A 23,407-nucleotide genomic window follows, 5' to 3' on the forward strand; every position below is an offset into this window, starting at 1 on the left:
AAACGATAGGGAGAGTAATTTGCGACATTCAGAAACAGTAGCCTCACAGGGGCCCGCACTCATTACCTTGTTTGATAGTGATTTTGGACTAAGTTATCAGTCACTTATTGAGCAAGTTGCACTTATCGATAAACCCCTTCCGCTTGCAACAATCCGCTTTATTCTTGAAAGTGTGGATATTAAAGACGAAGAAATTAAATCATTGGCAAGCTTTGAGAAAGACAGTTACTGCCGTAAACGTCTGTTCAAAAATCAGCATTGTGAAGTCCTGATATTAAGTTGGTTGAATGGCCAAAGAAGTAAAATTCATGATCATATGGATACAGCTTGTGGGGTTCGTGTCTTAGAAGGAGAGGCGACTGAAACCGTATTTGATACTGCCGAGAACGGTTATATCTATGCTGTTCAATCGACACACTACCCCAAGGGAACGGTGACCGTCAGTCAGGACAACGATATTCACCAGATTTCTAATCTGCAGGCCGATGACAAGCCTTTGGTAACTTTACATGTTTATTCGCCACCCTTAAGTCAGTTTCATTTATACCAGCTCGAAAAAGGCCAGCCTGAGTTACTTGTCTTACAACAAGATACCTGGTTTTATGAAATTTGACGTTTTATGAATGATAGAAAGGCGCCAACGCCTCCCTAAGGTTATCATTCATAATTCAATATTGACTAGGCGGTATTATGCCAAGCGCTCAAAAACATGATGAAAATGTATCTTCTCATCTCCCGTTGAAAAATGTCTCTTTAACTGAGCGCCGCTCTCTGCATGTGTTAGGGAAGCTAATGTGTTTTGTCCGTCCATATCGGTGGCAGATGGTAGCCGCTCTATTTGCTCTGGTGCTGACGGCATGTCTTACTTTGTCAGTTGGACAGGGCATTCGTATCTTAATTGATCAAGGGTTTACTCAGCAATCTGGTGAAGCCCTTAATCGTGCCATTGGTTTTATTTTATTCATCACAGTATTGATCTCTATCGGCACATTTTTTCGCTTTTATTTGGTGTCGAGCGTCGGAGAAAGAGTGAGTGCTGATATTCGTCTTGCGGTTTTTAACCACGTCATCACCTTACATCCTAGTTATTTTGAAACCAATGGAAGCGGTGACATTATGGCTCGAATCACCACAGACACAACCTTGTTACAAAGTATTATTGGTTCGTCACTGTCTATGGCGATGCGCAGCGCACTAATGTGTTGTGGGGCCATCGTTATGTTATTCGCAACCAATATAAAGCTTAGTGTCATTGTTTTAGTCTCTGTTCCAATAATTTTATTACCACTTTTAATCTACGGCCGGCGAGTAAGAAAGCTTTCTCGTCAAAGCCAAGATTCAGTTGCTGACGTTGGCAGCTATGCAGGAGAAGCAATCGAGCAAATTAAGACAGTTCAAAGCTATACTCGGCAGGCTCTTGAAATCGATGCTTTTGCAGTTGAAGTTGAAAAGGCGTTTGATATTGGTTGTAAAAGGGTTAGGCAAAGAGCAAGCCTTATCGCTGGCGTCATTTTAATTGTGTTTAGTGCCATTGCTGGAATGCTTTGGGTAGGAGGTAATGATGTTATCAATGGCACTCTATCTGGTGGTGATTTAGGGGCATTTGTTTTCTATGCCATCGTTGTTGCTTCATCTTTAGCTACTATATCTGAAGTAATGGGTGAGCTTCAAAGAGCGGTCGGAGCGAGCGAAAGATTACTTGAAATTCTAGAGGTGGAAAATGATATTGCGGCACCTCAAATCTCTCCTATTGAAGTTAACGCTCTATCAGGCGAACTTAGGTTTGACAATGTGACGTTTTGTTATCCATCTCGACCAGAACACCCCGCCATTGACAGACTGACTCTTACCGTTCCCAAAGGCAAAGTGGTCGCACTTGTGGGGCATTCAGGTGCAGGGAAAACAACCTTATTTGAGTTGCTACAAAGATTTTATGACCCTCAGCAAGGACGTGTACTATTGGGTGAAGTGGATATACGAGATCTAGAAATTAATGAGTTGCGTGGACGAATGGCATTAGTCCCACAGCAACCGACACTATTTAGTCGCGATGTGTTTTACAATATTCGCTACGGTAAGCCTGATGCGACTGAAGAAGAGGTGATAGCCGCAGCAAAAAAAGCTCATGCGCACGACTTTATTGTAAAATTACCTCAGGGTTACCGTAGCTTTCTTGGCGAAAAAGGAACGCGGCTCTCCGGTGGTCAACGCCAGCGCATTGCCATCGCGAGGGCAATTTTAAAAGACCCAGATATTTTACTACTTGATGAAGCAACAAGCGCTTTGGATAGTGAAAGTGAATATTATGTTCAACAGGCTCTGGATGCATTAATGCACAACCGGACAACCGTCATAATTGCGCATCGCTTATCTACCATCCAACATGCCGCTCAGATTGCTGTGTTGGATCACGGGCACTTAATTGACATTGGCGAACACCAACAACTATTGCAGCGTTGTGAATTGTACCAAAGGCTGGTGACATTGCAGTTTAGTCCCAGTCGCGATTAAACATCCCCAGATTGCTCTTGTGTCGCATTCCACTCCATAAAGTTGTAAATGTAGTAGCGAAGTACTCCCATATATTCGTGCAATGCAAAGTCAGTGGCTGCGAAGTTGTACCATAGTGGTATGAGTGAATATTTGGCGTCCATATAATCTGCTCTTATTGGCAGCGTGTTAATACCAAAATGGCTAAAGTAAAGCTGACTACGCTTCATGTGCAAACCCGAAGAGACGAGTACGACTGTATCAGCTTGCTGCTGATTGATCAGTACGGACGTGAATTGAGCATTTTTCCAAGTATTGACGCTGTCTGCCTCTAACACAATGTCTTTTGAGGGAATATTAAGCCTGAGCAGCTCTTTTTGGTAGATATCTGCTTCAGTTACTCCATTGCCTTGGGCATCACCACCGCTAATGATAATTTTGCATATCGATTCTATTTTGGCACAATCATAGTATTGTGCTGCCGACTCATGTATCCGTCCAAATGAAAAGAATGTTGGCTCAAAACTATTGTTTGCTTCAATAAACTGAGTGCCAGCACCAAGTAGAACAATCGCGTTACTGCCAGACCAATGCACCTCGTTTTTTCCCTCATATTGTGTTTGCAAATTGTTCAACAGATAGCCTGGAATAATGCCTGTACCTATGAGAACAAACAACATGGTAAACACGGTTAGTGAAAAATGTAGGCTTTTTTTCCCATTTAAGCATCTTGGCTGTGATTGTGAATAACAGTAATAAAAGGAGTGTTATAAAACTCATAAATATCTTTCGACCTAATAATGGGTAAGTTACGGAGAAATTGTCAGTTCCAAGGAGTATACGTGAACCTATTTGTTTGGCGTATTTATGCATTGTAATTCTATTATAAAAATAACTAATATATTGAGTGTTTAAATAATTTCTTCTTTTTTATCAATAACTAATATGCAAGGTATCTTTGCTTCCAAAAATAAAAAAACCACAAAGATTTTATGTTATTTACTGGTTCTATTGATCTTGGTCGTAATTCGAATGATTAATGTGCATTAAAATGCATTTGTGGAAGTTTGTACAAGGAGTGTGCATCGATGGTGTATTGGATAGGTTAGGTTAAATATTGCTTTTTTAAATATCTATCCACCGTCATAACGACAAATCTACAAGAGGTGGAGATGAGAGGATCATTGGTATTTTTGCTGTTTTTCTATTCGTTATTTACATCGGGAGCCTTGTACTATGGACCTCCAGATGGTAAAAAAATCATTGATGTTGGGGATGCTAGAGGCTACTTGTTTAAGATCGAGAAAGGGATCTATGTGCAAAGCACATCACACGAGTATATCTCCAGTATTAATAACCTAGTAGAGCAAATCAAAAGTACGCCAAGTGGTAGAGCGTTACTTAATCAGGTGTCACACTATCAGCCGTTATCGTTACCCAATCAAACAAGAGCACTGCCTTATCCCAAGTCCTTAGCGGATGAGAGTGTGCTGAAGAAAATTCATGTGGTGATCAGCGAGGCTACCGCAGATAAAAACTTCGTCACTGAGCCTTTAATCGCAGATGTGTCTCATATCGGGCATCAATCCAACGGGCTTGGTGTGCCTGCTCGCATTTATTTTGATCCCAGTTCAGAAGCTCTAATACCGGGCACAACGGAATCGATTAAGCCAGCCGTTGCTTTGGGTCATGAATTGGTACATGCGCGAGACTATCTTTCAGGAGGGCTGCCCACAGGCACTCGAACAGTATCACATATTGCACCTGTAGATGGTGTTGATGAGCAAGGACTTGCCTTTCGCAAAGGTGAACGGGTGGAATTTCAGCTAGCACGTAAGGAATTTGAAGCAACGGGAGTGGCTTATCGAAACAAAGACCACACGGCTGACATTAAAACTCCAACGGTGACTCGCCAACGCTCGATTGAGCGTCGAGAAAGTTATGGTGAACTTTGGTATCAAGCGAAGAAGCAAGGAAGTGTTTCTAGATCTGAGTATAAGGAAGTGAAAACCAACCTTGCTTTACTTAAAAAAGAAAAACCAGTGACCGAATACCACTTGGCTAAAGAGCTTGGAGCTCCAAGTAGAGATATGTACTGGCCTGGCCATATGATTTCCTATGAGCATGTTGATTCACCGGCATTATCGAGCAAAAGTACCTCAATGATTCGCCGTCGGCCGGGGAAACTCAGCGCTTTGGCGGAGCGCACTCATACCACGACCTCGTATTTGGATAAATCTGAAAATCCCCTAGTTGTTATGAGTTCCAGCGTATTCGGCGATCATGGCCGTAGTCCTAAGATCAATCGAGAAACAAAAAATGTGATAGATATTGCGCTGGCAACCGACAGCGATATTGTGATTCTCGCTGGGGATGAGTTTAGACAATTTTCCTATGGCAAAAGAAGGTTTATTCAAGAACTGCAACAAAAAGCGATTGCAAGTGCTTTGAACGATCCAGATGTTAAAGTTAAGTTTATTTCCATTGAGGTTGGTGAAGTTACGGGTGAAGGAATCACCAGTCTTAATCAAGCCGCTAACATTGCATTTTTTGCTCCAAATAATGAAGTAAATGCACTGAGATTCGCTCAACATATTTCAGACCAAGGCACGTCGATAATGATCAATCATACCAGCGAACTTGCCACACAAGCGGTCATTAATCCTTTTCAAATGAAACAAGCATGGGCGGATCTGGCATTAAAGCAAGACGTAACCCTTATGGCAGAAAGGCCAGTTTCCCAACTTACGAAATGTTGGAGTTTGTAATGAAATTTGCTCACTATTTAGCTTTGATGATGTCATTGTTTACGTGTGGTACGCAAGCTCAGCAAATGTGTGATGTGCTGACAAGTCAGCTAGAACAGGAGGAAGCTTGGCTTACTCGACTTGATACTGAGTTCTCGTCAAGTATACAAAATGCTCAGTCGCTTGCCGCGATTGAGCAAATACCGAGTCTCGTTTTTCCAGAAGAGAATGCTTCTTTGAAAGCCCAAGCATGGTCGGGCCTCGCGTTAGCCATTGAGGATAGTTCACCGTCTTCAGGTAGTGCGTCAGGAACGAGACAAAAGCAATTTCAGCGTTTGGCACAGCGAACACTAAGTCGGCAAATGTTGACTGGCATTGCCGAAGGTTTATCGGTCGGTCTTGATGTTATCACTTTAATTCCATGGTATGACAGATTGGTTCGAACCATGTGGGATGATTCAGCGACAGCTTTGGATAGATTGTCAGTCACGTTAGAGCCGATACCATTTATCGGATTCGCCGTGAGTTACTATGATACATTGTCTCACATGGACAGTCCTCAAAAGCGATTGGAACAGTTTGCTGAATTAGGACACTATACCTATGTCAATGAAGATCCTGAAGTGCTCATCAACAGGGCATCAGCAAATCATATCTATCAGCAATATTTACAACTGAAAAATCACACCAATGAGCTAGCGAAAAGAATAATTGGTGTTCAAATGCTGCACTTTGATGCAACCTTCAGTGCGAAGGTTTTAGAGATAGAGAAAGTGTTAGATGAGACTTTTGCTGAGATGGATACAGAATATGTGCATCTTATGCTTAATCGTTATAACTCAGCGCCCCAGCTTACCCATCCTTTTGGTGAAAGAGCCTGTGCTGACCAGCGACAAGTGGTTGAAAATAAACTGCATGCAGAAGTGGATGCGGATTTGATAGAAATTAAACAGCTAAGGGAATGTGTCTACCAAGCTCTAATCCACAATTTAATGGTGATTGGGGTTGGAAGAAGCAATATAAATGAGCAAGCTAGAAGTGAGTTTTTTTCGTTTAAGCGAAAAATGGTTGATCAAGCCATGGAGCATATTTCGAGTTGGAGAAAGGCTTTACTTAATATGCAGCAAACCGCGATAGATGATGCCATTGCCTCTGTTATTGCCAGTGATGATCTTATTCGCTATCAGCGACAATTGTATGAAAGAGCTAAAGCTATTGCAATTAACAACTTTTCTCTACAGATAATGCAGCGTCCTGCTACAGCAACGGAGCTTGAGACGGGGCGTTTTTTGATTAATGAAGGTGAAATTATCTGTGGTTTATATAGCTGTCAGGTGTATGAGGGCAGTGAAGTGTGGTTTGATGAAACAAAGGACCCCTTACTGCAAAAGCTAAACCAGCCCTTGCTGACCTTGGATACCGAGCAGTATCTCTCTCAGCATTTTGAGCATGCTTGGTCTGAGGTTGAGCTTGATGAACCTTATATCAATCTTTGGACTCAGTGGCAGCGCAGGACTGAGGAGCGCTTTTTCGCTTTACCTTACTTGGGAAACCCTTCATTACAAGTGATCGAAAAAGAGATGCCTCTACTTATCGACGTTGTTGAACGTATTCCGCAAACATTGAATGCGAGTCAGGCTTTACCCTATATGTATCAAGCAATACGACAGACTATTTCCAGCATGGATACTCACAAAGCGTGGGCAATGTTGGGAGACTTTGTTTTTCGCTTTCAATACGAATTACGTCAGCAGCAAAGAATGCACCATTTACCTCTGTCGTGGCAACAACGTATCTGGCCAGATTCTGCACATGGTCCATTGTTTAACGCCTATTTAAGTAAGCCATATTGGTATTTGTCCTCTAAATCTTGGGCACAAAGCTTACCCCATTTTGATGAGCGTTTCCCCGTTGATTGGTTTTTGCAAATGGGCCAAGGTCACCAAACTTATCTTACGGAATCTGTAGGTCCAGATGTCTATCTCAGTGACAAATACTGGCACGATGTCAGTGCCCAGTTATACGCTGTTCTCAATATTCCAGCAATGCGGTGGAGGCCCTTTGAACATTTGGTTCTGATGGATATTTGGTCTCAAGTGGTCGAAAATGAGGCCTTAATCTCAGCTAGCCGACTGCAGTAAGCCTTATCATTGCACTGATGTTTGCGGTAGTCGATGAGCACCTAGCTTGTCAGCTAAACAATCATATCCCTTGGTTCTAAATGAATAACATCAGCTTGGCTCCCAAACTTAGTTGGCTGACATCGCACTTTTTTCATAAACTTAAATGTGCAAAGAATAATAATGTCAATAATGTGAGGCGCTATGTCTAAAGGGGCGATGATAATTTGGGGAGCGGTAGCAGTATGGTTAGTCTCTATCGCTCTCTATTTCAATTACATTGAAATGCAAAGTACGGTACCTATCATTCATGAGTTCCACTTGGAGGACTAACGTGAGGGATAACCTTGCCAAACGACTTCACTTGGTTGAATACACAATTGCAATATTATTGGCTGCAACGCTAACGTGCTTTTTTGCGTTCAAGACCCAAAACTCAGTTTTAGAGAAAATTGAGAGTGCTTTTGTTGCTCATTCAACGAGTCTGACACATATAAGAAGTTATGTTCAGCTGGTAAAGCCAACAGACAATAGCAACAAAATAAACCAGTTGAGTAATGAGATAAGCGAATTATCCGCTGAGTTAAATGCGTTAGAGGAAACGTTACAAGACATTAATGGCCGATTCCCAAAAGTGATGTGGCTAGGAGATAGCCTGACTCATATTGGTGAGGAATATATACAAGCTGGCAGCAACCAACTAAGGCTGCTTGGTAAAATGCTGCCACTGAAATACCAGCAAGAATCTTTCAGTGCCTTGTACTCATTTGAACAGGAGGTATTTTCGGATACGATGGATGAAGCGATTGAGCATCTCCATGAAAACTTGATACATAATATTTTCTTAACCAATGATGCCACTGTCTATGCTTTGATTTTGTCAACGTGCCTACTATTTTCTACGGTGTTGCTTTACCTTAATTTGTATATTTCCGAGCTCAAAGAAACGAAATTGGCGTTACAACAGGCGGCGAACCAAGCGGAAGAGGCAAGCACGGCTAAATCTATGTTTTTGGCAACCATGAGTCATGAAATACGCACACCGATGAATGGTGTAATTGGTATCACACAGTTGCTTCGATCAGAAAATAAAGATCCTAACATACAACCAGACTTGGATACTTTACTCGAATCAGGTGAGCATCTAATGGCAGTTATCAATGAGATCCTTGACTTTTCTAAATTAGATCAAGGAAACATTGAACTTCTTGAGGAGGTGTTTCCAGCCGAACAACTCTTAGTGCCAATTAGAAACGCTTTTTGTAAACAAGCAAGTGATAAAAATATTCAGCTTATATTTGATACGGAAGGGTTGCCTGACGAGCTTATTTTACGGGGTGACAAGGCGAGAATTCGTCAAATTATTTACAATTTAGTCGGTAACGCAGTGAAATTCACTTCAGAGGGAAAGGTAAGTGTTAAGCTCAATTATGATCAAAATACAGAGGAATTTACGGTTTGTGTAGCGGATACTGGAATTGGTATCCCAGATACCCGAACAGAAGGGATATTCAACCCTTTTGAACAGGCAGATGCGACAACGATGCATAATTATGGGGGAACTGGACTAGGACTGTCGATTGTCAAAGAATTATGCATGGCGATGAAGGGAACAATTTTAGTCGAAAGTGAGCTTGGCGTTGGAAGCTGTTTCACGGCAAAGATATCGGTTCTTCAAGGGAGCTCTTCTCAATTGCCAAAAGAGTTTACCTCAGGTGAAAACTTGGCGGGTATTTCGGTACTGATTGTTGAAGACAATCGAATCAACCAAATTGTGGCTAAGCGTTTGTGCGAGAAACTGGGATTAACTACCTCTATCGCCTGTACAGGTGTCGAAGCGATTAAAAAAGTTGAACATAGCTCATTTGATGTCATTCTTATGGATCACCAAATGCCGGAAATGGGCGGTATCGAAGCAACTAAGTTAATCCGAAGAAAAAAAATGTTCTCTGGTGTTATTCTAGGCTGTACTGCTGATGTCACGTTAGAAACAGCCGAAGCATATGAAGATGCTGGTGCCGATGGAGTGATAACAAAACCTTTAAGACTTGAAGCCTTGAAAAAGTCATTAATCGAAAACTTTGCAGAAAAGCGCACCGCAAAGAATTAAGCCTGCATTAATATTCTACCCAGAAATTAAATCCTTTACCTGCAATGAATTAACAGAACCCCATCACAAAAAAACATTATGAATCTTGTTTGCTATTGGTTATAAATTTACCCTGATAACCACTATTTTTATATGGTTTTATGGTTGGGAGAAACTCAGAATTTTTAACAGTCGGTAGTGTAAACGCAACCTGAAATCGGTGTGTGGGACTGGCTTAATTGTCAATCAATATAAGAGGCACTGAAGACAAGATTAAAAAATGTAAGGAAATGATTTTAATCTTAAAAATACTGCATAACCAAAAAATTCTAGAAATGCTTAAAGACTGTATATTCGGGCGCCACTTTTGACGGTTTCTAGGTGGCATTTAAAAAACACAAACAATGAGCTATTGCCTATATTATGGAATATGAGAAAAAGCATTTAATCGCGGCGAAAGAGAGAATTGAGAATCTTTGGCTTGCTGGTACAGACTATGATGCGCTCTTGACGGACAGAAGTATGAAGGAGAACCAGTTAATTCATTTAGATTTGGATTTAACCAACGAATGTGACTTAAAGTGCTACTACTGTGATCGAACGCCAGATAGGTTCGATGACAAAGATCGCAACCCTCTGACAACAGAACAAAGAAAATCGGTTATATATCAGGCATACAAACTTGGAGCCAAAACAGTTGAAATTCCAGGTGCGGGAGAGCCAAGCTTAGACCCCAGTTTTTGGGAAATTTTGGAATATATTCATTCACTCGATATGGTGCCAGTGATATTTACACACGGTGCATTGCTTGATGATGAATCCATCGACAGACTTTATGATTTGAATGCCTCCATTTTCTTGAAGTTCACCACATTCGAATCAAAAGTAAATGACAAGTTGGTTGGCGTAAAGGGGTATACCGATAAGGCTAAAGTTGTACTGGACAAGCTTATTGCTAAGGGATTCAATAAATCAATTCCGACTCGAATAGCGATAGATATGGTGGTTAGTCGACGCCATAAAGATGAAGATATAGCAGAAACGCATCGCTGGTGTCGGGATAACAATATCCATCACTATATAAGCACTTTGATTCCCGAAGGGATGGCAGACAAAAGGACAAGACAAGAGGAGTGGAAGCGTTCAGATGAGCTGCTGAATATGATAAGAAATATTGATAATCAAGAATATGGATTGGTTTACGACATGAGTCGGCCCATGGCTGGTGGCTATAAATGTCGTCAGGTCAACCTTGGCCTGTTTGTTAACTTGTATGGTGAAGTATACGACTGTAATGGCTTGGGACGACCGCTAGGTTCGATAGGTGAGCAGACCTTAGAGGAAGTCTGGAATTCAAGGTTGGCAAAAGCTATTCGAAAGCATCCTCAAGATGGCTACTGTCTTGTTCGAGAAAGAGTATGGAAAGGCGTTGAGTCAAAGGGATTAGACCGAAAGCTTGAAGATATTCCTGAACAATGGCGTGAAAGCCAGCAAATTGCAGTGTTCAATGTTTCCGATTAGGCAAGTTGAGCGGTAGAGCACAATCGCAAAAGATATCCGATTATAGTAATTCGTTATAGGTGAAGATAATGCATATAACATTTATAGAATCTTCTCCCTCCGGTGCAGGGGAAGCCAGCTTTAAATATGCTAAAGAGCAGGGTTATTTTATAACATTGCTGACAAAGAACCATCATTTATATTCCCCGGAAATAATAAGCTATGCAAATGAAATTATTATTTGTGATACTCAGGATGAGCAAGCTATTAGGGATGCAGTATTAAGCTTGAACGAAACACATCCCATTCATGGGATAACAACAACCTCAGATCTCCATGTTCCGCAAGCCTGCTTTGCAGCTCGGTTGTTGCATTTACCATCCATGTCATACGACGCTGCAAACGGTGTTAGACACAAACATTTAATGCGCCAAACTCTTGAGGAGACTTATTCAGACGTCAATCCGTACTTCAAAGTGGTCGACTGCTACGATGATGCGGTAGCATTTGCCGAGGACAAGGGCTTTCCTTTTATTGCCAAGTTGAGTAACGGCAATGATTCCATTCTCGTTAAGCTTATCCATAGTGTTGAAGATCTGAGCGCCTATTTTCAGTCTTTCCATCAACTAAAAGAACAGCTTTCAGATTATCAATTGGTTGATCAAGTCCTCCTTGAAGAGTACTTAGTTGGGCCAGAGTTCAGTGTGGAGTCTGTGCAAGGGATAGGCACTCAAAGATACCTTCTGGGCGTAACTTACAAAGAAAATCAGCCGAATCCGGATGAGGGTTTTGCTGAAGTAGGGGTAATGTTCCCATTTCAAGGTGAGTATGCAAAGCAGCTTCATGAACAGGTTTTTCGCGCCTTGGATTGTTTAAATATTGATTGTGGTGTTATTCATACCGAATGTCGGGTCGTGAATGGTCAAGTGAAGATTTTGGAAGTGAACCCTCGTCTCATAGGTGACAACTTTGGCAGCCATGCAATGCCTCTGGCCCTTGGCTATAACCCCGCTCATTTAGTCGTTGATGTTGCTATGAATACGTTTAAATCTTTACCTGAGTCTCTACAAAGAGGTACAGGTTGGGTGGCAGTCACAACTCAAGAAAATGGGATATTTCATTGTTTCGATAATCTTAGTGAGTTACTGGAAATCCAAGGTGTCCATCATGTTGTGCCAAGGAAATTGGCGGGAGATCCGATTGATGGCGTTGGCAACAACGGCGATATCCTCGCCTTAGTGATCACACAGGGTGAGAACGCTGAGGATGCCTACCGAATTGCAAAAAATGCGGCTGGCCAATTGAAGTTTTCTTTGAGGTAACTATGTTAGATTCAGCAAGTAATTGTGTAGTGCAAGATGCTACAGTGACATGGATAAAAGATTTATGGCTCAACCAACCGTCAACAGAAGGACGTGTTTTTGGCTTTTTGAGTATTCCTTTTGATTACTGCGTCAGCTACCGACCAGGGACTCGATTTGGACCTAAAGCCATTTTGGATCAACTGGATGGGTATTCGACATATTGTATCGATAAACGAGTCGACTTCTCTAACTATCTTTTCGAAAACTTGGGCAGTGTTGATATATCGAATGATATTGCTCGCTCACATGGAAATATTGAAGAGACAGTCTTGTCTGTACCATCTCACGTTACACCTATTATACTCGGTGGAGACCATTCGATTACGGACCCAATATTTCGCGCAATTCTACACAAATATAATCATCGAGTAGGACTTGTTGTATTTGATGCGCACCTTGATTGCCGAGAGCCCGTTAAAGGGAAAGAGCACTCAGGTCATTGGGTAAAAACGCTCGAAGATATTATCGATTATCAAGCTGTCGCTCAGATAGGAATTAATGCCAATATCTATTCCGAACAGTATCTACAAGATCTTGAGCGCAAAGGTGTACTTGTTGTTACACCCTATGAAATTCGAAGCAAGGGAAGAGGCGATCTACTCAAAAAAATGAATCAACACTTTGATGGGAAAGTGGATGCCATTTACTTTTCGGTCGATATAGATGTGTTTGATCAGTCTGTGGCACCTGGAACGAGTGTACCCAACCCGTCTGGTTTAATGCCTTGGGAAGTCAGTGACACAATATTTGAGTTAGCCCAAAACTTCTCTTTTGCAGGGATGGACATCACAGAAGTTAGCCCACCGCTTGATACTCAATCGATGACGACCCAGGTTGCTTGTGAAATCATCATCAACTTTATGTCTGGAGTGGCCAAATATCAGTAAGTAGAACAAAAGCAACGTCCAATAGAGGCGTTGCTTTTACTATATTCAGCTTGGGTTTTTAGCTTCACCAAGTTCTTTTTCTTGCCGCTGGGGTACATCACTTGGTTTATTATACATTCCAACCGCAAAGCCAATGATGACAAGGACACTTCCCAGCACCATATTAAAACTTAGACTGATTTCTCCTACAGCATACGCGATATACGTTGCCACAAGCGGGTAAATAAACACAACATACTGAGCGTATTCAGTCCCCATTCTTGAGACCATACTAGTAAATAAGACAAAAGCCAGCGCTGAACAGACGATACCTAAGTAGAACAATGGAAGTAGGAACTCAGCTGATAATGGGACTGATAGGGGCTGATTCTGATAGACACAAGTAATCATAAAAGCAATGCAAGCCGTGAAAATGGCAATTTTATTAATCTTAATAGAGGACATCTGATATTTTTTATTTACGCGTTCAGTGACTACTGAGCCTACAGCAATTAAAAAGAAACTCAGTAGCGCCAATGCGACACCTTTGGCTGCGCCCTCTTGCGATGAGAGTTGATCAAAAAAGAATATAGTCAGCCCAAGAGTCGAAATGAGAGCACCTAATATCATCACCTTGAGCAACGGTTGTTGCCAAAAGATCTTTTTAATGAAAAGCGTGAAGAAAATCGCAGTGGTACTTAAACATGCCAAAAATGCGCTGGGGATATAATAGGTTGCTTCATACGTTAGCCAAATCCCTAAAAAATAATAACTGATGCCAATTAATGCTGACTCAAATAGTGCTCGTTTGCTATTGATTTTCTGCGAAGAATGGAAAAAATCGACAATACACAAAGTGACAGAAGCCAGAAAGAATCGCCAGAACAAAGATACGGCTGGTGCCGTGTTAGAAATCTGTGTTGTGATCGCCAGCCAAGACGTCGACCAGATGATCACGCAGGAAATAAATAAACAGATATTGGTTATGTTATAGTGTTTAAGAGTCATATTGAGTGTATTAACCATTATTATTCAAAGTAAGGAATTCCCTTCGAAAGGCAATGCACTCATAATACTATCTTTTGGGGTGTCTGTTTGACTCACTGCTAGCAATTAATAACGCTTAACCTATGTAAAATATATTATTGAGAATTTAAGCACAAATTCTCTTACTATTGATTAACCAATTTGTTGGTATGTCGATCTAATAAAATACCGTAAGTGTATGTAGAAGAGACAAGATGGCTAAATGCCATCTTAGGGTTTATTAGGCTCAAAAAAATAGATTAAGTATTTTTGCGAGGTGTGACAGTCTCTTTCATTACACGAGCCTTTCTTTGCAGCTTTAATGCTTTTGCGATACGAGTTTTTTTACTGAGTGCATGTGATGGTTTGACCTTAAATGGTTTTTTAATCCAAGTCGCTTTGTGTAATTTTTCCGTTTTTATAAATTGGCTGATCAGCAATTGATTTAAGGCGATAAGAGTTTGGGCAAAGATATCTTCCAAGTTTCTAGAATTGTTTGCCGCATTTAGGTACGCCGCTTCTCTATTTAGTTGGTCTAAACGAGCAGCTTCTTCGTTTTTTTCCTCTGATTGTGTTGCCTCATTGAGTGCTTCCAAGTAGGCCATTTCTTCATTTTTTTCTTCTAAGTAAGCGTCTTCGTATACCTTGTTTAGGTGAACCGTTTCCTCGCTTTCGGCTTTTAGGTACGACTCGGTATTTGCAGCTTCTAAGTATGTTCGCATTTGGTCGAAAAATTCGCTTTTACTAATAAGAGCTCGCCCTTCCTTTTGAGCTTGCTCTAGCAAGGTTTTTGCCTGCTCGGTTACGGCACCTTCTTGGTTTGCCAAGGCAATAAACATATCGTGATAGCTGTCTTTATGTGACTGAACAAAATCTGACCATGGATTGTTGGGTGAAGAGAGATCTTTACCTGCGTCTTTATACAGTTTGTTGAATCTCACTAAAGTGTAAATGAAATCTTTTGGATGGATGTTTTCACCAATAACCTGTTGTTGTCTTTGGTGATATCGAAGGCTTGTGTCTAACGAAAATCCCGCGCCAGACTGAGCTGTAGCGCTGGAACTGGCAACAACATCGGTTCCTACATAATAGCGGGTGAATTGCTTTTGCTCTTGATTGTCAAAAATTAGGTTCTTTGCATCAGGGCGAAACCACCTCTGCTGCACTGTCACTAGCCCTGTCAAATCAAGCTGTAAGAGGGTGCTAAGATCAACTACGGAGTCAAGCTGATGATCGGCTAGTGCTTGATCAAGTTGCTGGCGCAATGCGGGAAGTTGCAGCAGTTCTGTTAAATTGGTGCTAGCGGATAACGTCACATTGACGTCTCGGTAATCACCACAACGTACGCGGCTTGGATGGGAGAAGTGCCTCTCTCGTTCGTGAATAGTAAGAGCTATCGGCCCCACTTGGACACTTGCAGTTTGGTTGAGATCTTTTTTGGTTTCTAGCACATGTTGAGTTACCTTAGTCAATCGATTTAATCGTGTTACCGAATAGTCAAAGTCAACGTTTTGTAATGCTTGTTTGACTCGATTGGCGAAGCCCATAAACCCATTTTCTGATGGCTTAGAGGATGTATTTAGTTGCAGAGCAGAGGCATTCAGCCAAGCATAGCATAAGTGGAAAAACTGCAATTGCTGATGACGACCAATGTTGCCATACTTGTCTTCTAGTCTATGTTTGTTGCATTCATGTGACGCGTTCCATCTTTTGGTCGATTTCATGTAATCGTGCTGCTTAACCGTGTCAGAGTAGTCGTTAATGTCTTTTTCCAATTGCTCAGAAAAAGCCATCCATTCCTTAGGTTGATCAATCTTGGGCAAAAATGCGTTAAGAAAAGGCGCTAGTTCGGTAATGTGTTCTGGTTGAGTAAGGTGCTGAGTCAGTTCTTCATAGACAGTTTCTACCGTGCTCTCTTTACTTTTTGCTGTTCGTAGCGCGGCTTGAGCAACTAACGAATATCGAGGCGTCATTGCAAATTTGGCCGTGGCATTAACTTCAGCTTCGGAAGTGTGCCTATTTTTGATGCCATGTTTGTATGTTTTTCTGTGTTCCGGCCTCATCGATTGATACAAATGGTCTACTTTCTTGCTGTCTATATTGGTAACATGTTCCGAGAGCAAGGGAGCTACAGTCAGTTTTGCGTTGAGGGCCTTTTGCTTTTGCTGTGTGAGCTTAGATGACGACTTTCTGGCAAGATAGTGAGCAAGCTCTTTATGGTTTGTGAACTTTTTATACTGGGTTTGGGTTGTTGATAATTGGGTTTGGACACCCGCACCGAGTTCAACGTGATCACTTACTTTGAACGAAAGACCAGTCCATAACCGCGCCATAATACGTTTCACGTTATTGACTCTCACGGAGCCTTCATCGTTATTGTCAAAGCGTTGGCCAAACTCTATACCGAAAGTCTTGCTCAGGACCTTCACACCGCTGGCATCAATATTACCGTTAATCTCTAGGCCAGTGGTTGTTTGTTGTCTTGCGCCAACTTTACTTAAAAATGCGGTATCTTGGATGTATTTTTCTGCCCTTGATTGATGATCCTTTGCCAATTCATCAAGCTTACTTAAACGCCCAAGTTCTTTTTCTAACACGCGTGCCTCTTTCAGACTGAGGCTATCACTAATGAGACTAGCCTTATCTTCTTGATTCAATTTCAGAGTATCCACATGTCGAGAGATGTCTTTTTTGATTGCAGCCAATTTCACTTTGTTGGCGTCATTCTTTCTGTGGGTAATGCGCGCGATGGATTGAGCAAAGCTGGGTAGCTTGTACGTAGGCAGACGTTCGTTGACAGAGCGCAAAGTGAGAAAACCAGTATCAATTTTTTGCATCTTAAATTTCAAGTATCATAAGTTGTTGATGTGTAAATTAAACTCAAAATATTGCGATTTTATGAATTTATTGGTGCATGTTTATTTTTGTAGGTTATAGATTTATTTTGTGCAAATGTTAGTCATTTAAACTCTGGCAGAAGATCACAAGGCTCGATGAAGAGAAAGGATAAAATGTTAGTTTGGTAACAGGTTTTTGAAATGGCAAAAAGCGGCGAATTAGGCAAAAATAACTTTTAGCCTTGATAGGCTAATTTCGACACAATGACATTCAATTAGTATCAAACATTGTCATGATATATTAAGGGTTTTTAGAGGTCGGATTTTATGTTTTCCATGTTAAATGGTAATCTACCCACTAATGACAATGATATTAAAAAGGCAACATGAAAACACTATTCAACGCAACTGCACAAACTAAAATCTTGGTAAAAACTCTATTTCTCTTTTCTCTGACGATCTCTTCTCTGGTAGCACCGAAAGCGTTAGCAGATACAAATCAAATATTTGTTCAAGCATCTAAGGGTAGTTTTAATGACGCAGCAATTAGTAAACTGTTTACGAATAAACCAGAGTTAAAAGCCGAAGTTATTTTTGCTGGAACCCCAACGAACACCTTTAAGCTAGCGGATGAAAATAAAACGCTCGCTTTCAGCGCAGTGGAAAACTCTACTATCGAAGGCAAGCTGGTTCAAGCCACAGTTGACGCACTTAAGTTGTATAAAATAACCCAAGTGAACGCTTTTACGACAATACCAATTGAGATGTGTGTTCTAATGACTGAAAGTGATGTAAAGCAGCATAAAGCTATTTCTGCCATCGCATCTCACCCCGCGGCACTCAAACAGATAAATATGTGGAAGCATAGTCTCAACGCGACAGAGCTACCTGTACCAGAGGGGACCTCTGCCGCTGCCGCAAAAGTATCTCAAGGAGAGCTTCCGTCAGGTACCGCAGCTATCGGTGCATGCGTTCTTTCGACCGTTTATCCAAACCTAATTATTGTTGAAAAAGGTGTTCAAGATAATAAAGACAATAAGACATCTTTCTTGTTAGTTAATGTAGAAAAGCGTCGAACTCCAATTGGTGAAAATGAAGCTCGACAGGAGCTAGCCAAAGCAATAAAACAAGGAAAACAACTATAATTCGCCCCAGTAATGGCGAACTGTGACAATCCACAAAAAGGTGAATGTTCCAATTCACCTTTCATTCATGCCAAAGACAAACCTAATATTTATAATGAGTGACGTAAGCACAAATTTTATTATATAAAGAGAGTGTGGTTTGAATTATAAACTTTTATAACACGCCAATTTTTATTTCAGTGGCAAGTAAATTTCGGTTAATAAATCACACTCATCAACTTGATGGCTAAGATTGATATAACGGAAAAAGCAAGGAAAGTCCCGTAACTCTTCACCGCTATCAGGCAGCCATGTCTGATACATATAACTTATAGACTCATTGATTCGGTCGTAGCTTCCTTTATGAACCGCTATTGCACATTTGCCGCTTGGAATAACGCCTGATTTTACGCCAAAAGCGTTTTCTGGAACTTCACCTTGATAGGAACCACAGATGTCAAACTGGAACTCTTCGTCAGGTGTACTGTTGGGATCTGAATGCGGTATACCAAACGTTTCGCTGGTTTTAATCGGTGATAATCCGGTGGATTTCCTCCAGTTGATGAACTTTGATACTGTCTCGTAGACAAGCTTTTCAGGACCTATATGCTCAATCAGTGCAACTTCTCTTTTTTGGAAATCAATGATGTTCACATCCATTATTTTGTCTCCTAATATGGGGGGATGGTAGTTAAACTGTAAGTGCCAGTGGTGCCACTTAGGTTGATTTCTAAATTGTGAGGGCGATTGTCCAAATATTCTCGAAAAAGCACGAGAGAAAGCTTCTAGGCTTTCAAAGTGAGCCTCAAATGCTATATCAGTGACGCTATGATCGTGCTCAAACACTAATCGTAATGAAGCTCTTTTCAGCCGCGCCATTAACACATACTGGGTTGCACTTATTCCCACCGATGACTTAAATATCCGATGAAAATGATATTTGGAGCTGGCTGCGATCGAACTAAGTTGCTCCAATGAAAATTCATGATCCAGATTCTGGTCGATAAAATCACATACGGCTTTTATTTGGTGTTCACGACGTTTTAGCATCTTCGTTGTTTGCCTGTTTCCAACTTAAAAATCGAAGAAATGATAGCTAAGATGATTTGGGTTGGCTTGATTGAGATTGCGCAATCGTATCCTTGCTTGTACAGTTTCCAGAAAACATCTTGTAAGGCAAGTGGGTTCTCATTATTTTTCTGTCCTCGCTTATGAGAGCTGGCTTAAAAAGGCGATAGAATGACGTCAATCTGAGAGTCGGTTAACACGCCTTTGGCTGAGATTGATGTAATCTAAGCGTTAATGGTTCAAGAGGCTTTATTAATGTCAAAAAAATCGAAACTTCATAACGAAGACAAGCTGGTGAAAAAAGCATTGGAAATAGGTGGAAAGATGGCCAAGATGCAAGGCTTTGATTTGCCCCAATCCCCGCAGCCTTTGAAAGTTAAAGCTATCTATTTATTTTTGGTTGATGCCAAGCAAATCACGCCATTACCAGAGAATAAACTTGATGGTACGAGCATTAAACATAGGCTGGCACTTTGGATTCACAATGCCCTCCCTGAAGGAGACCCTTTGAAGTAAGAGATTAACCTAAATACGAGGGATAATATGTATTGTTATTCCTTGTATTGCTAATTATTTGCGCAACCCACCTCAGACATTTCATTTATTTAAGCGGTCATTTACTCCTTTGTTCGTATTCTAATGACAACTTAATTATTGCTTCTTTTAATTATTTCAATATGTTATTAATGTTAATAGTTTTCATTCTACCAGTGTTAGTTGCAACGGGCGGATGGAAAACAATGTCCAATTAATAACAATTCGAAAGGATGAGATCGAGTGATGTCCAGTTTATCTAAGGTTGAACGCACTGAGAATGTTGCGTTAATGGTGCAGGCAAGTATGGCGATGTTTCCACTATGCTTAGCGGTTGTGCCGTGGGGGATATTGTGTGGTTCTTTAGCAATTCAAGCGGGGCTAACGCCGCTTCAAGCTCAATCAATGTCATTATTTGTATTTGCTGGAGCAGCTCAGTTAGCTGGTGTTTCCTTATTTGGTGTTATGAGCCCAACGTTGCCCATACTTTCCTCCACTTTTGTTATTGGCTCGAGACATTTACTTTATTCGGCAGTATTTCAAGCACACATTAAAGAATTATCTTGGTTTAGAAGAATAGTATTTGCATTTTTTCTCACAGATGAGATGTTTGCAATTTCAACCAGCCATATCGACAAAAATCGTTCATTTAGCTATGTATATGCCGTGACCGCGGGAATAATCTTTTATTTGGTTTGGAATCTTGCCACCCTTGGTGGGATAATTGCGGGATCAAATATAAGCAATATTGAAGAATTGGGACTTGAATTTGCCATTGCAGCTACTTTTATAGCAATAGTTATTCCGACGATAAAAGATCGCTCCACATTATCAGCAGTGCTGGTGAGTGGTTTGGCCGCCCTTATATTAGATATCATAGGGTTTGAATATTCGCTTATTTGCGCGACGGTACTGGGAATGATTGCAGGTTTTTATACATCCAATGGAGAGCAAAATGACGCTTAGCATAGACGTGGTTATTTTCTTGATGGCTCTGGTAACTTTTGCCTGTCGATACTTGTTTTTTATGCGATCAGTACCGATTTCTCTTGGTAGTAAAACCAAGCAATTACTCAGATATACAGCGCCTTCCGTGCTGACGGCTATGTGGGTTCCGATTGTATTTTTAGGGCACGGATCTTCTCTTGAAACTTTGTACTTGAGCCCATTTTTTTATGCAGGAGTGATGACGGTGTTGCTGTGCTTGAAATGCAAAAATACCCTTTTGATTGTCGCTGGTGGTATGTTGGCATTTTCGATTCTTAGTTGGTTACTTGCCTAGCTTTATATTGGCGTATTGCTTCATACAAAGAGGTCTGAAGCAATACGTACTGTCGTCATTTCAAATAAATCTCCGATAAGTGACGGATTTGGCGGATATCATAAGTACTCTGAGTATGTTGAGCTTGAGGGTTATACCAAATGGCTTTTATTCCAGCTTCTAAGGCGGGTTTTATATCTTTTTCTAAAGTATCGCCAACCATAGTTATGGATTGAGGATCTACGTTGAGCTTATCAATTATTTTGCGATAAAAAGTGCAAGAGCTTTTATCAAAGCCTACGTTTGTTTTACAAAAATAACCATTTATATAAGAGTCTAAACCGACACGAGCAAAAGCCTTTTTAATATCATTTTCGCTTGAGTCCGCAGCGTTAGTGGCAACATAAATAGAATGTTGTTGGGACAGATATTTCAAGGTTTCCAACGCACCATCGACTGCTTGGACTTGGTCCCAGTCGCACATTTTTCCGTCTTTTCCTTTAAAATCGACCATCAATGTATTTCCCCAGTCGAATAAATAAATTTCTTCCATTTTTATTCCAAATGTTTTAGTTTTTAATGTCTTGATTTTTATTATCTGATTCTACATTAATTATGCTCTATTCTGTAGATCGTATGAGTATTTCCTGCTGTAGTTTTATAAGCGCGTAGGGAATAACGAATCTTAAGGATGAATATGGACATTGAAATACGAAAATCTGAAGCCTTGGGTGCTACTCAAATTAAACAGATTTACCAATGCAAAAATGCCTATAGTAATACGCTTCAAATGCCTTATCCATCAACCGATATGTGGGTAAAACGTGTATCGAATATCGCAGATAATTGCTATCCATTTGTTGCATTAATAGAAGATGACATTGTTGGGCATATTGTGCTTGATGTCAGCCTTAATCCTCGTAGAAGACATGTCGCTTCATTCGGGATGGCGGTTAAAGATCATTATTCAGGGCTGGGTGTAGGTAGCAAGTTGCTTTCAGCTATCATAGAGTTGGCCGATAATTGGCTAAACCTCTCTCGCTTGGAGCTCTCTGTTTATACTGATAATCAAGCGGCAATCGGCTTGTATAAAAAGTTTGGCTTTGCGATTGAAGGGGAATCTCCTGCTTATGCGTTTAGAAACGGAGAATATGCCTCCGTCTATCATATGGCGCGGCTAAAAAATACATCGATGTCGATCTCGACTTAATCCGTAAAGGTTTGTTTTCAGGATCAAAACTACGCCTTTTGGTTGAACTTGAATTGGCGATGATATTCTATTACTAAGTTGTGACGGGATAAATATTGCGTCTGTAGTGGTGGAGAAATGAGACGTTTATCGCTGTGGCGTTCCATATTCGGACGAGTTGGGGCGTGTCGTCTTCTACACGCCCCATATTGGTTACGGTGTGGGGACAAACCCATACGCTTGGACTAATGCCTTTCCTGATTCTGTTTTAAAAAAGGCTACAACAGCTTTTACCCCCGCTTTGCCTGAGGATGCTTTGTTGATTACTAAGTTAAGTGGTCTTACATAATCATATTGTGGGTTAAATTGGCCACTGACCATTGGGTTGACGCCATCAATAGAGACAAGCTTGATCGTTTGCCCTATGGCCCCATTAGGAATGGCACCTAACGAGCCAAATGCCAGTCCATTTTTAAACCGTTTATCAAGCGAGGTTGTGATAGTCAGCTCGTCTTCAAAATATGTAATGGGTGCAAGCTTCTCACCTTTGAGATTAAGTTTCTCTAGGAACACATCATGGGTGCCATGGTGAGCCCCTTTACCTACCAGCTTCACGTCTCCACCTGTTGATCCTAACGCCTCCCAAGTGGTGATTTTGCCAGTAAAAGCTTTCGACAAAGAATCGACCGAGACGTCACTGATACTATTGGAGTTGGATACCATAAAAACCAATGCATCAGATCCAATACTGACAACCTCTATCGAGGCCTTAAGCGGTGACTCTTTGTCTTTTAACGCTCTTGACGCCATTCCGACGTCGACTTGATTGCTAGAGGCAGCTTTGATGCCTTTTGATGAACCGCCAGGGCGAACGTTAAATGTATGGTCGCCAAAATGTTGCTTGATATTAGCAAGATGGTCTGGCCCTAAGGTTTTGTTGATCGCTTCAATTGAAGCCACCTCTTGTTCAGGTAGACCGACTTTGCCTTGTTTTAAGACATAATTGAGATGATCGAATATCGGTTTGATCGTGGTTGACCCTGCAACGGAGATGGCTTCAGATTTTACGCCAAAGCTCAAGCAAGCGAATATCAGACATACAGCTTTTAGTATCTTCATCATTGTTTACCTTGTCATTACTGAGGGATCTTGACGGGATAAATACCATTCGACTCTGTCGTATCCTTACATT

19 protein-coding genes are annotated in these 23,407 nt (G+C 41.1%); 13 read left to right on the top strand and 6 right to left on the bottom strand.

The window, feature by feature from the left end; translation table 11 throughout:
- Window positions 1-19 precede the first annotated feature (19 nt).
- Window positions 20-613 (top strand): cysteine dioxygenase, encoded by a 594-nt coding sequence (locus QQK21_RS15275; protein WP_284193047.1) that lies wholly within the window; start codon window positions 20-22, stop codon window positions 611-613.
- 77 nt (window positions 614-690) lie between these two features.
- The gene (locus QQK21_RS15280; RefSeq protein WP_284193048.1) at window positions 691-2,511 is read left to right on the top strand and encodes an ABC transporter transmembrane domain-containing protein; all 1,821 of its coding nucleotides are present in this window, start codon (window positions 691-693) and stop codon (window positions 2,509-2,511) included.
- On the opposite strand, the gene QQK21_RS15285 is transcribed toward QQK21_RS15280, so the two are convergent.
- Window positions 2,508-3,170: a YdcF family protein gene (locus QQK21_RS15285; RefSeq protein ID WP_284193049.1), complete on the bottom strand. Its 663-nt coding sequence runs from the start codon at window positions 3,168-3,170 to the stop codon at window positions 2,508-2,510. The two genes, QQK21_RS15280 and QQK21_RS15285, sit on opposite strands and share 4 nt — an antisense overlap.
- A 492-nt stretch (window positions 3,171-3,662) precedes the next feature.
- On the opposite strand from QQK21_RS15285, the gene QQK21_RS15290 reads away from it, so the two are divergent.
- The 6 genes from QQK21_RS15290 (at window position 3,663) to QQK21_RS15315 (ending at window position 13,197) form a co-directional block, all read left to right on the top strand.
- Window positions 3,663-5,258, top strand: coding sequence for a M91 family zinc metallopeptidase (locus QQK21_RS15290; RefSeq protein WP_284193050.1), 1,596 nt, complete (start codon window positions 3,663-3,665; stop codon window positions 5,256-5,258).
- A complete protein-coding gene (locus tag QQK21_RS15295; protein WP_284193051.1) occupies window positions 5,258-7,378 on the top strand; it encodes a hypothetical protein in 2,121 nt (706 codons plus the stop codon). The genes QQK21_RS15290 and QQK21_RS15295 overlap by 1 nt, the downstream gene beginning before the upstream one ends.
- Before the next feature lie 313 nt (window positions 7,379-7,691).
- Window positions 7,692-9,467 carry an ATP-binding protein gene (locus QQK21_RS15300; RefSeq protein WP_284193052.1) on the top strand — a complete coding sequence of 592 codons (1,776 nt, stop codon included), beginning with the start codon at window positions 7,692-7,694 and terminating at the stop codon, window positions 9,465-9,467.
- Between the two features lie 402 nt (window positions 9,468-9,869).
- Window positions 9,870-10,967 (top strand): radical SAM/SPASM domain-containing protein, encoded by a 1,098-nt coding sequence (locus QQK21_RS15305; protein WP_284193053.1) that lies wholly within the window; start codon window positions 9,870-9,872, stop codon window positions 10,965-10,967.
- 68 nt (window positions 10,968-11,035) lie between these two features.
- On the top strand, window positions 11,036-12,268 hold the full coding sequence (locus QQK21_RS15310) for an ATP-grasp domain-containing protein (RefSeq protein ID WP_284193054.1): 1,233 nt from the start codon (window positions 11,036-11,038) through the stop codon (window positions 12,266-12,268).
- Window positions 12,269-12,270: 2 nt separating this feature from the next.
- The gene (locus tag QQK21_RS15315) at window positions 12,271-13,197 is read left to right on the top strand and encodes an agmatinase family protein (RefSeq protein WP_284193055.1); all 927 of its coding nucleotides are present in this window, start codon (window positions 12,271-12,273) and stop codon (window positions 13,195-13,197) included.
- Window positions 13,198-13,242: 45 nt separating this feature from the next.
- Here QQK21_RS15315 and QQK21_RS15320 read toward each other — a convergent pair whose 3' ends face one another.
- Together QQK21_RS15320 and QQK21_RS15325 are read right to left on the bottom strand one after the other, a co-directional pair.
- Entirely contained in the window at window positions 13,243-14,202 is a 960-nt protein-coding gene (locus QQK21_RS15320) for a DMT family transporter (RefSeq protein ID WP_348541506.1), read from the bottom strand.
- 260 nt (window positions 14,203-14,462) lie between these two features.
- Window positions 14,463-17,039 (bottom strand): hypothetical protein, encoded by a 2,577-nt coding sequence (locus QQK21_RS15325; RefSeq protein ID WP_284193056.1) that lies wholly within the window; start codon window positions 17,037-17,039, stop codon window positions 14,463-14,465.
- A gap of 386 nt (window positions 17,040-17,425) precedes the next feature.
- Between QQK21_RS15325 and QQK21_RS15330 the strand changes: the two genes are divergently transcribed.
- Complete coding sequence (locus QQK21_RS15330; RefSeq protein ID WP_284193057.1) at window positions 17,426-18,184, top strand: prephenate dehydratase domain-containing protein; 759 nt, start codon at window positions 17,426-17,428, stop codon at window positions 18,182-18,184.
- 171 nt (window positions 18,185-18,355) lie between these two features.
- Here QQK21_RS15330 and QQK21_RS15335 read toward each other — a convergent pair whose 3' ends face one another.
- Window positions 18,356-19,213, bottom strand: coding sequence for an AraC family transcriptional regulator (locus QQK21_RS15335; protein WP_284193058.1), 858 nt, complete (start codon window positions 19,211-19,213; stop codon window positions 18,356-18,358).
- A 273-nt stretch (window positions 19,214-19,486) separates the two neighbouring features.
- On the opposite strand from QQK21_RS15335, the gene QQK21_RS15340 reads away from it, so the two are divergent.
- The 3 genes from QQK21_RS15340 to QQK21_RS15350 all read left to right on the top strand — a co-directional run bounded on the left by QQK21_RS15340 (window position 19,487) and on the right by QQK21_RS15350 (window position 21,047).
- Window positions 19,487-19,747, top strand: coding sequence for a DUF5062 family protein (locus QQK21_RS15340; RefSeq protein ID WP_284193059.1), 261 nt, complete (start codon window positions 19,487-19,489; stop codon window positions 19,745-19,747).
- A 264-nt stretch (window positions 19,748-20,011) separates the two neighbouring features.
- Window positions 20,012-20,731 (top strand): AzlC family ABC transporter permease, encoded by a 720-nt coding sequence (locus tag QQK21_RS15345; protein WP_284193068.1) that lies wholly within the window; start codon window positions 20,012-20,014, stop codon window positions 20,729-20,731.
- On the top strand, window positions 20,721-21,047 hold the full coding sequence (locus tag QQK21_RS15350) for an AzlD domain-containing protein (RefSeq protein WP_284193060.1): 327 nt from the start codon (window positions 20,721-20,723) through the stop codon (window positions 21,045-21,047). Before QQK21_RS15345 ends, QQK21_RS15350 begins: the two co-directional genes overlap by 11 nt.
- Window positions 21,048-21,102: 55 nt before the next feature.
- Here the strand turns inward: QQK21_RS15350 and QQK21_RS15355 are convergent, their stop codons facing one another.
- A complete protein-coding gene (locus QQK21_RS15355; RefSeq protein WP_284193061.1) occupies window positions 21,103-21,579 on the bottom strand; it encodes an HAD family hydrolase in 477 nt (158 codons plus the stop codon).
- 144 nt (window positions 21,580-21,723) lie between these two features.
- Between QQK21_RS15355 and QQK21_RS15360 the strand changes: the two genes are divergently transcribed.
- Complete coding sequence (locus QQK21_RS15360) at window positions 21,724-22,236, top strand: GNAT family N-acetyltransferase (protein ID WP_284193062.1); 513 nt, start codon at window positions 21,724-21,726, stop codon at window positions 22,234-22,236.
- A gap of 192 nt (window positions 22,237-22,428) precedes the next feature.
- Here QQK21_RS15360 and QQK21_RS15365 read toward each other — a convergent pair whose 3' ends face one another.
- Window positions 22,429-23,337 (bottom strand): substrate-binding domain-containing protein, encoded by a 909-nt coding sequence (locus tag QQK21_RS15365; RefSeq protein WP_284193063.1) that lies wholly within the window; start codon window positions 23,335-23,337, stop codon window positions 22,429-22,431.
- Window positions 23,338-23,407: the final 70 nt, after the last annotated feature.

Source organism: Vibrio zhanjiangensis, from assembly GCF_030161235.1.
Lineage (GTDB): Bacteria > Pseudomonadota > Gammaproteobacteria > Enterobacterales > Vibrionaceae > Vibrio > Vibrio zhanjiangensis.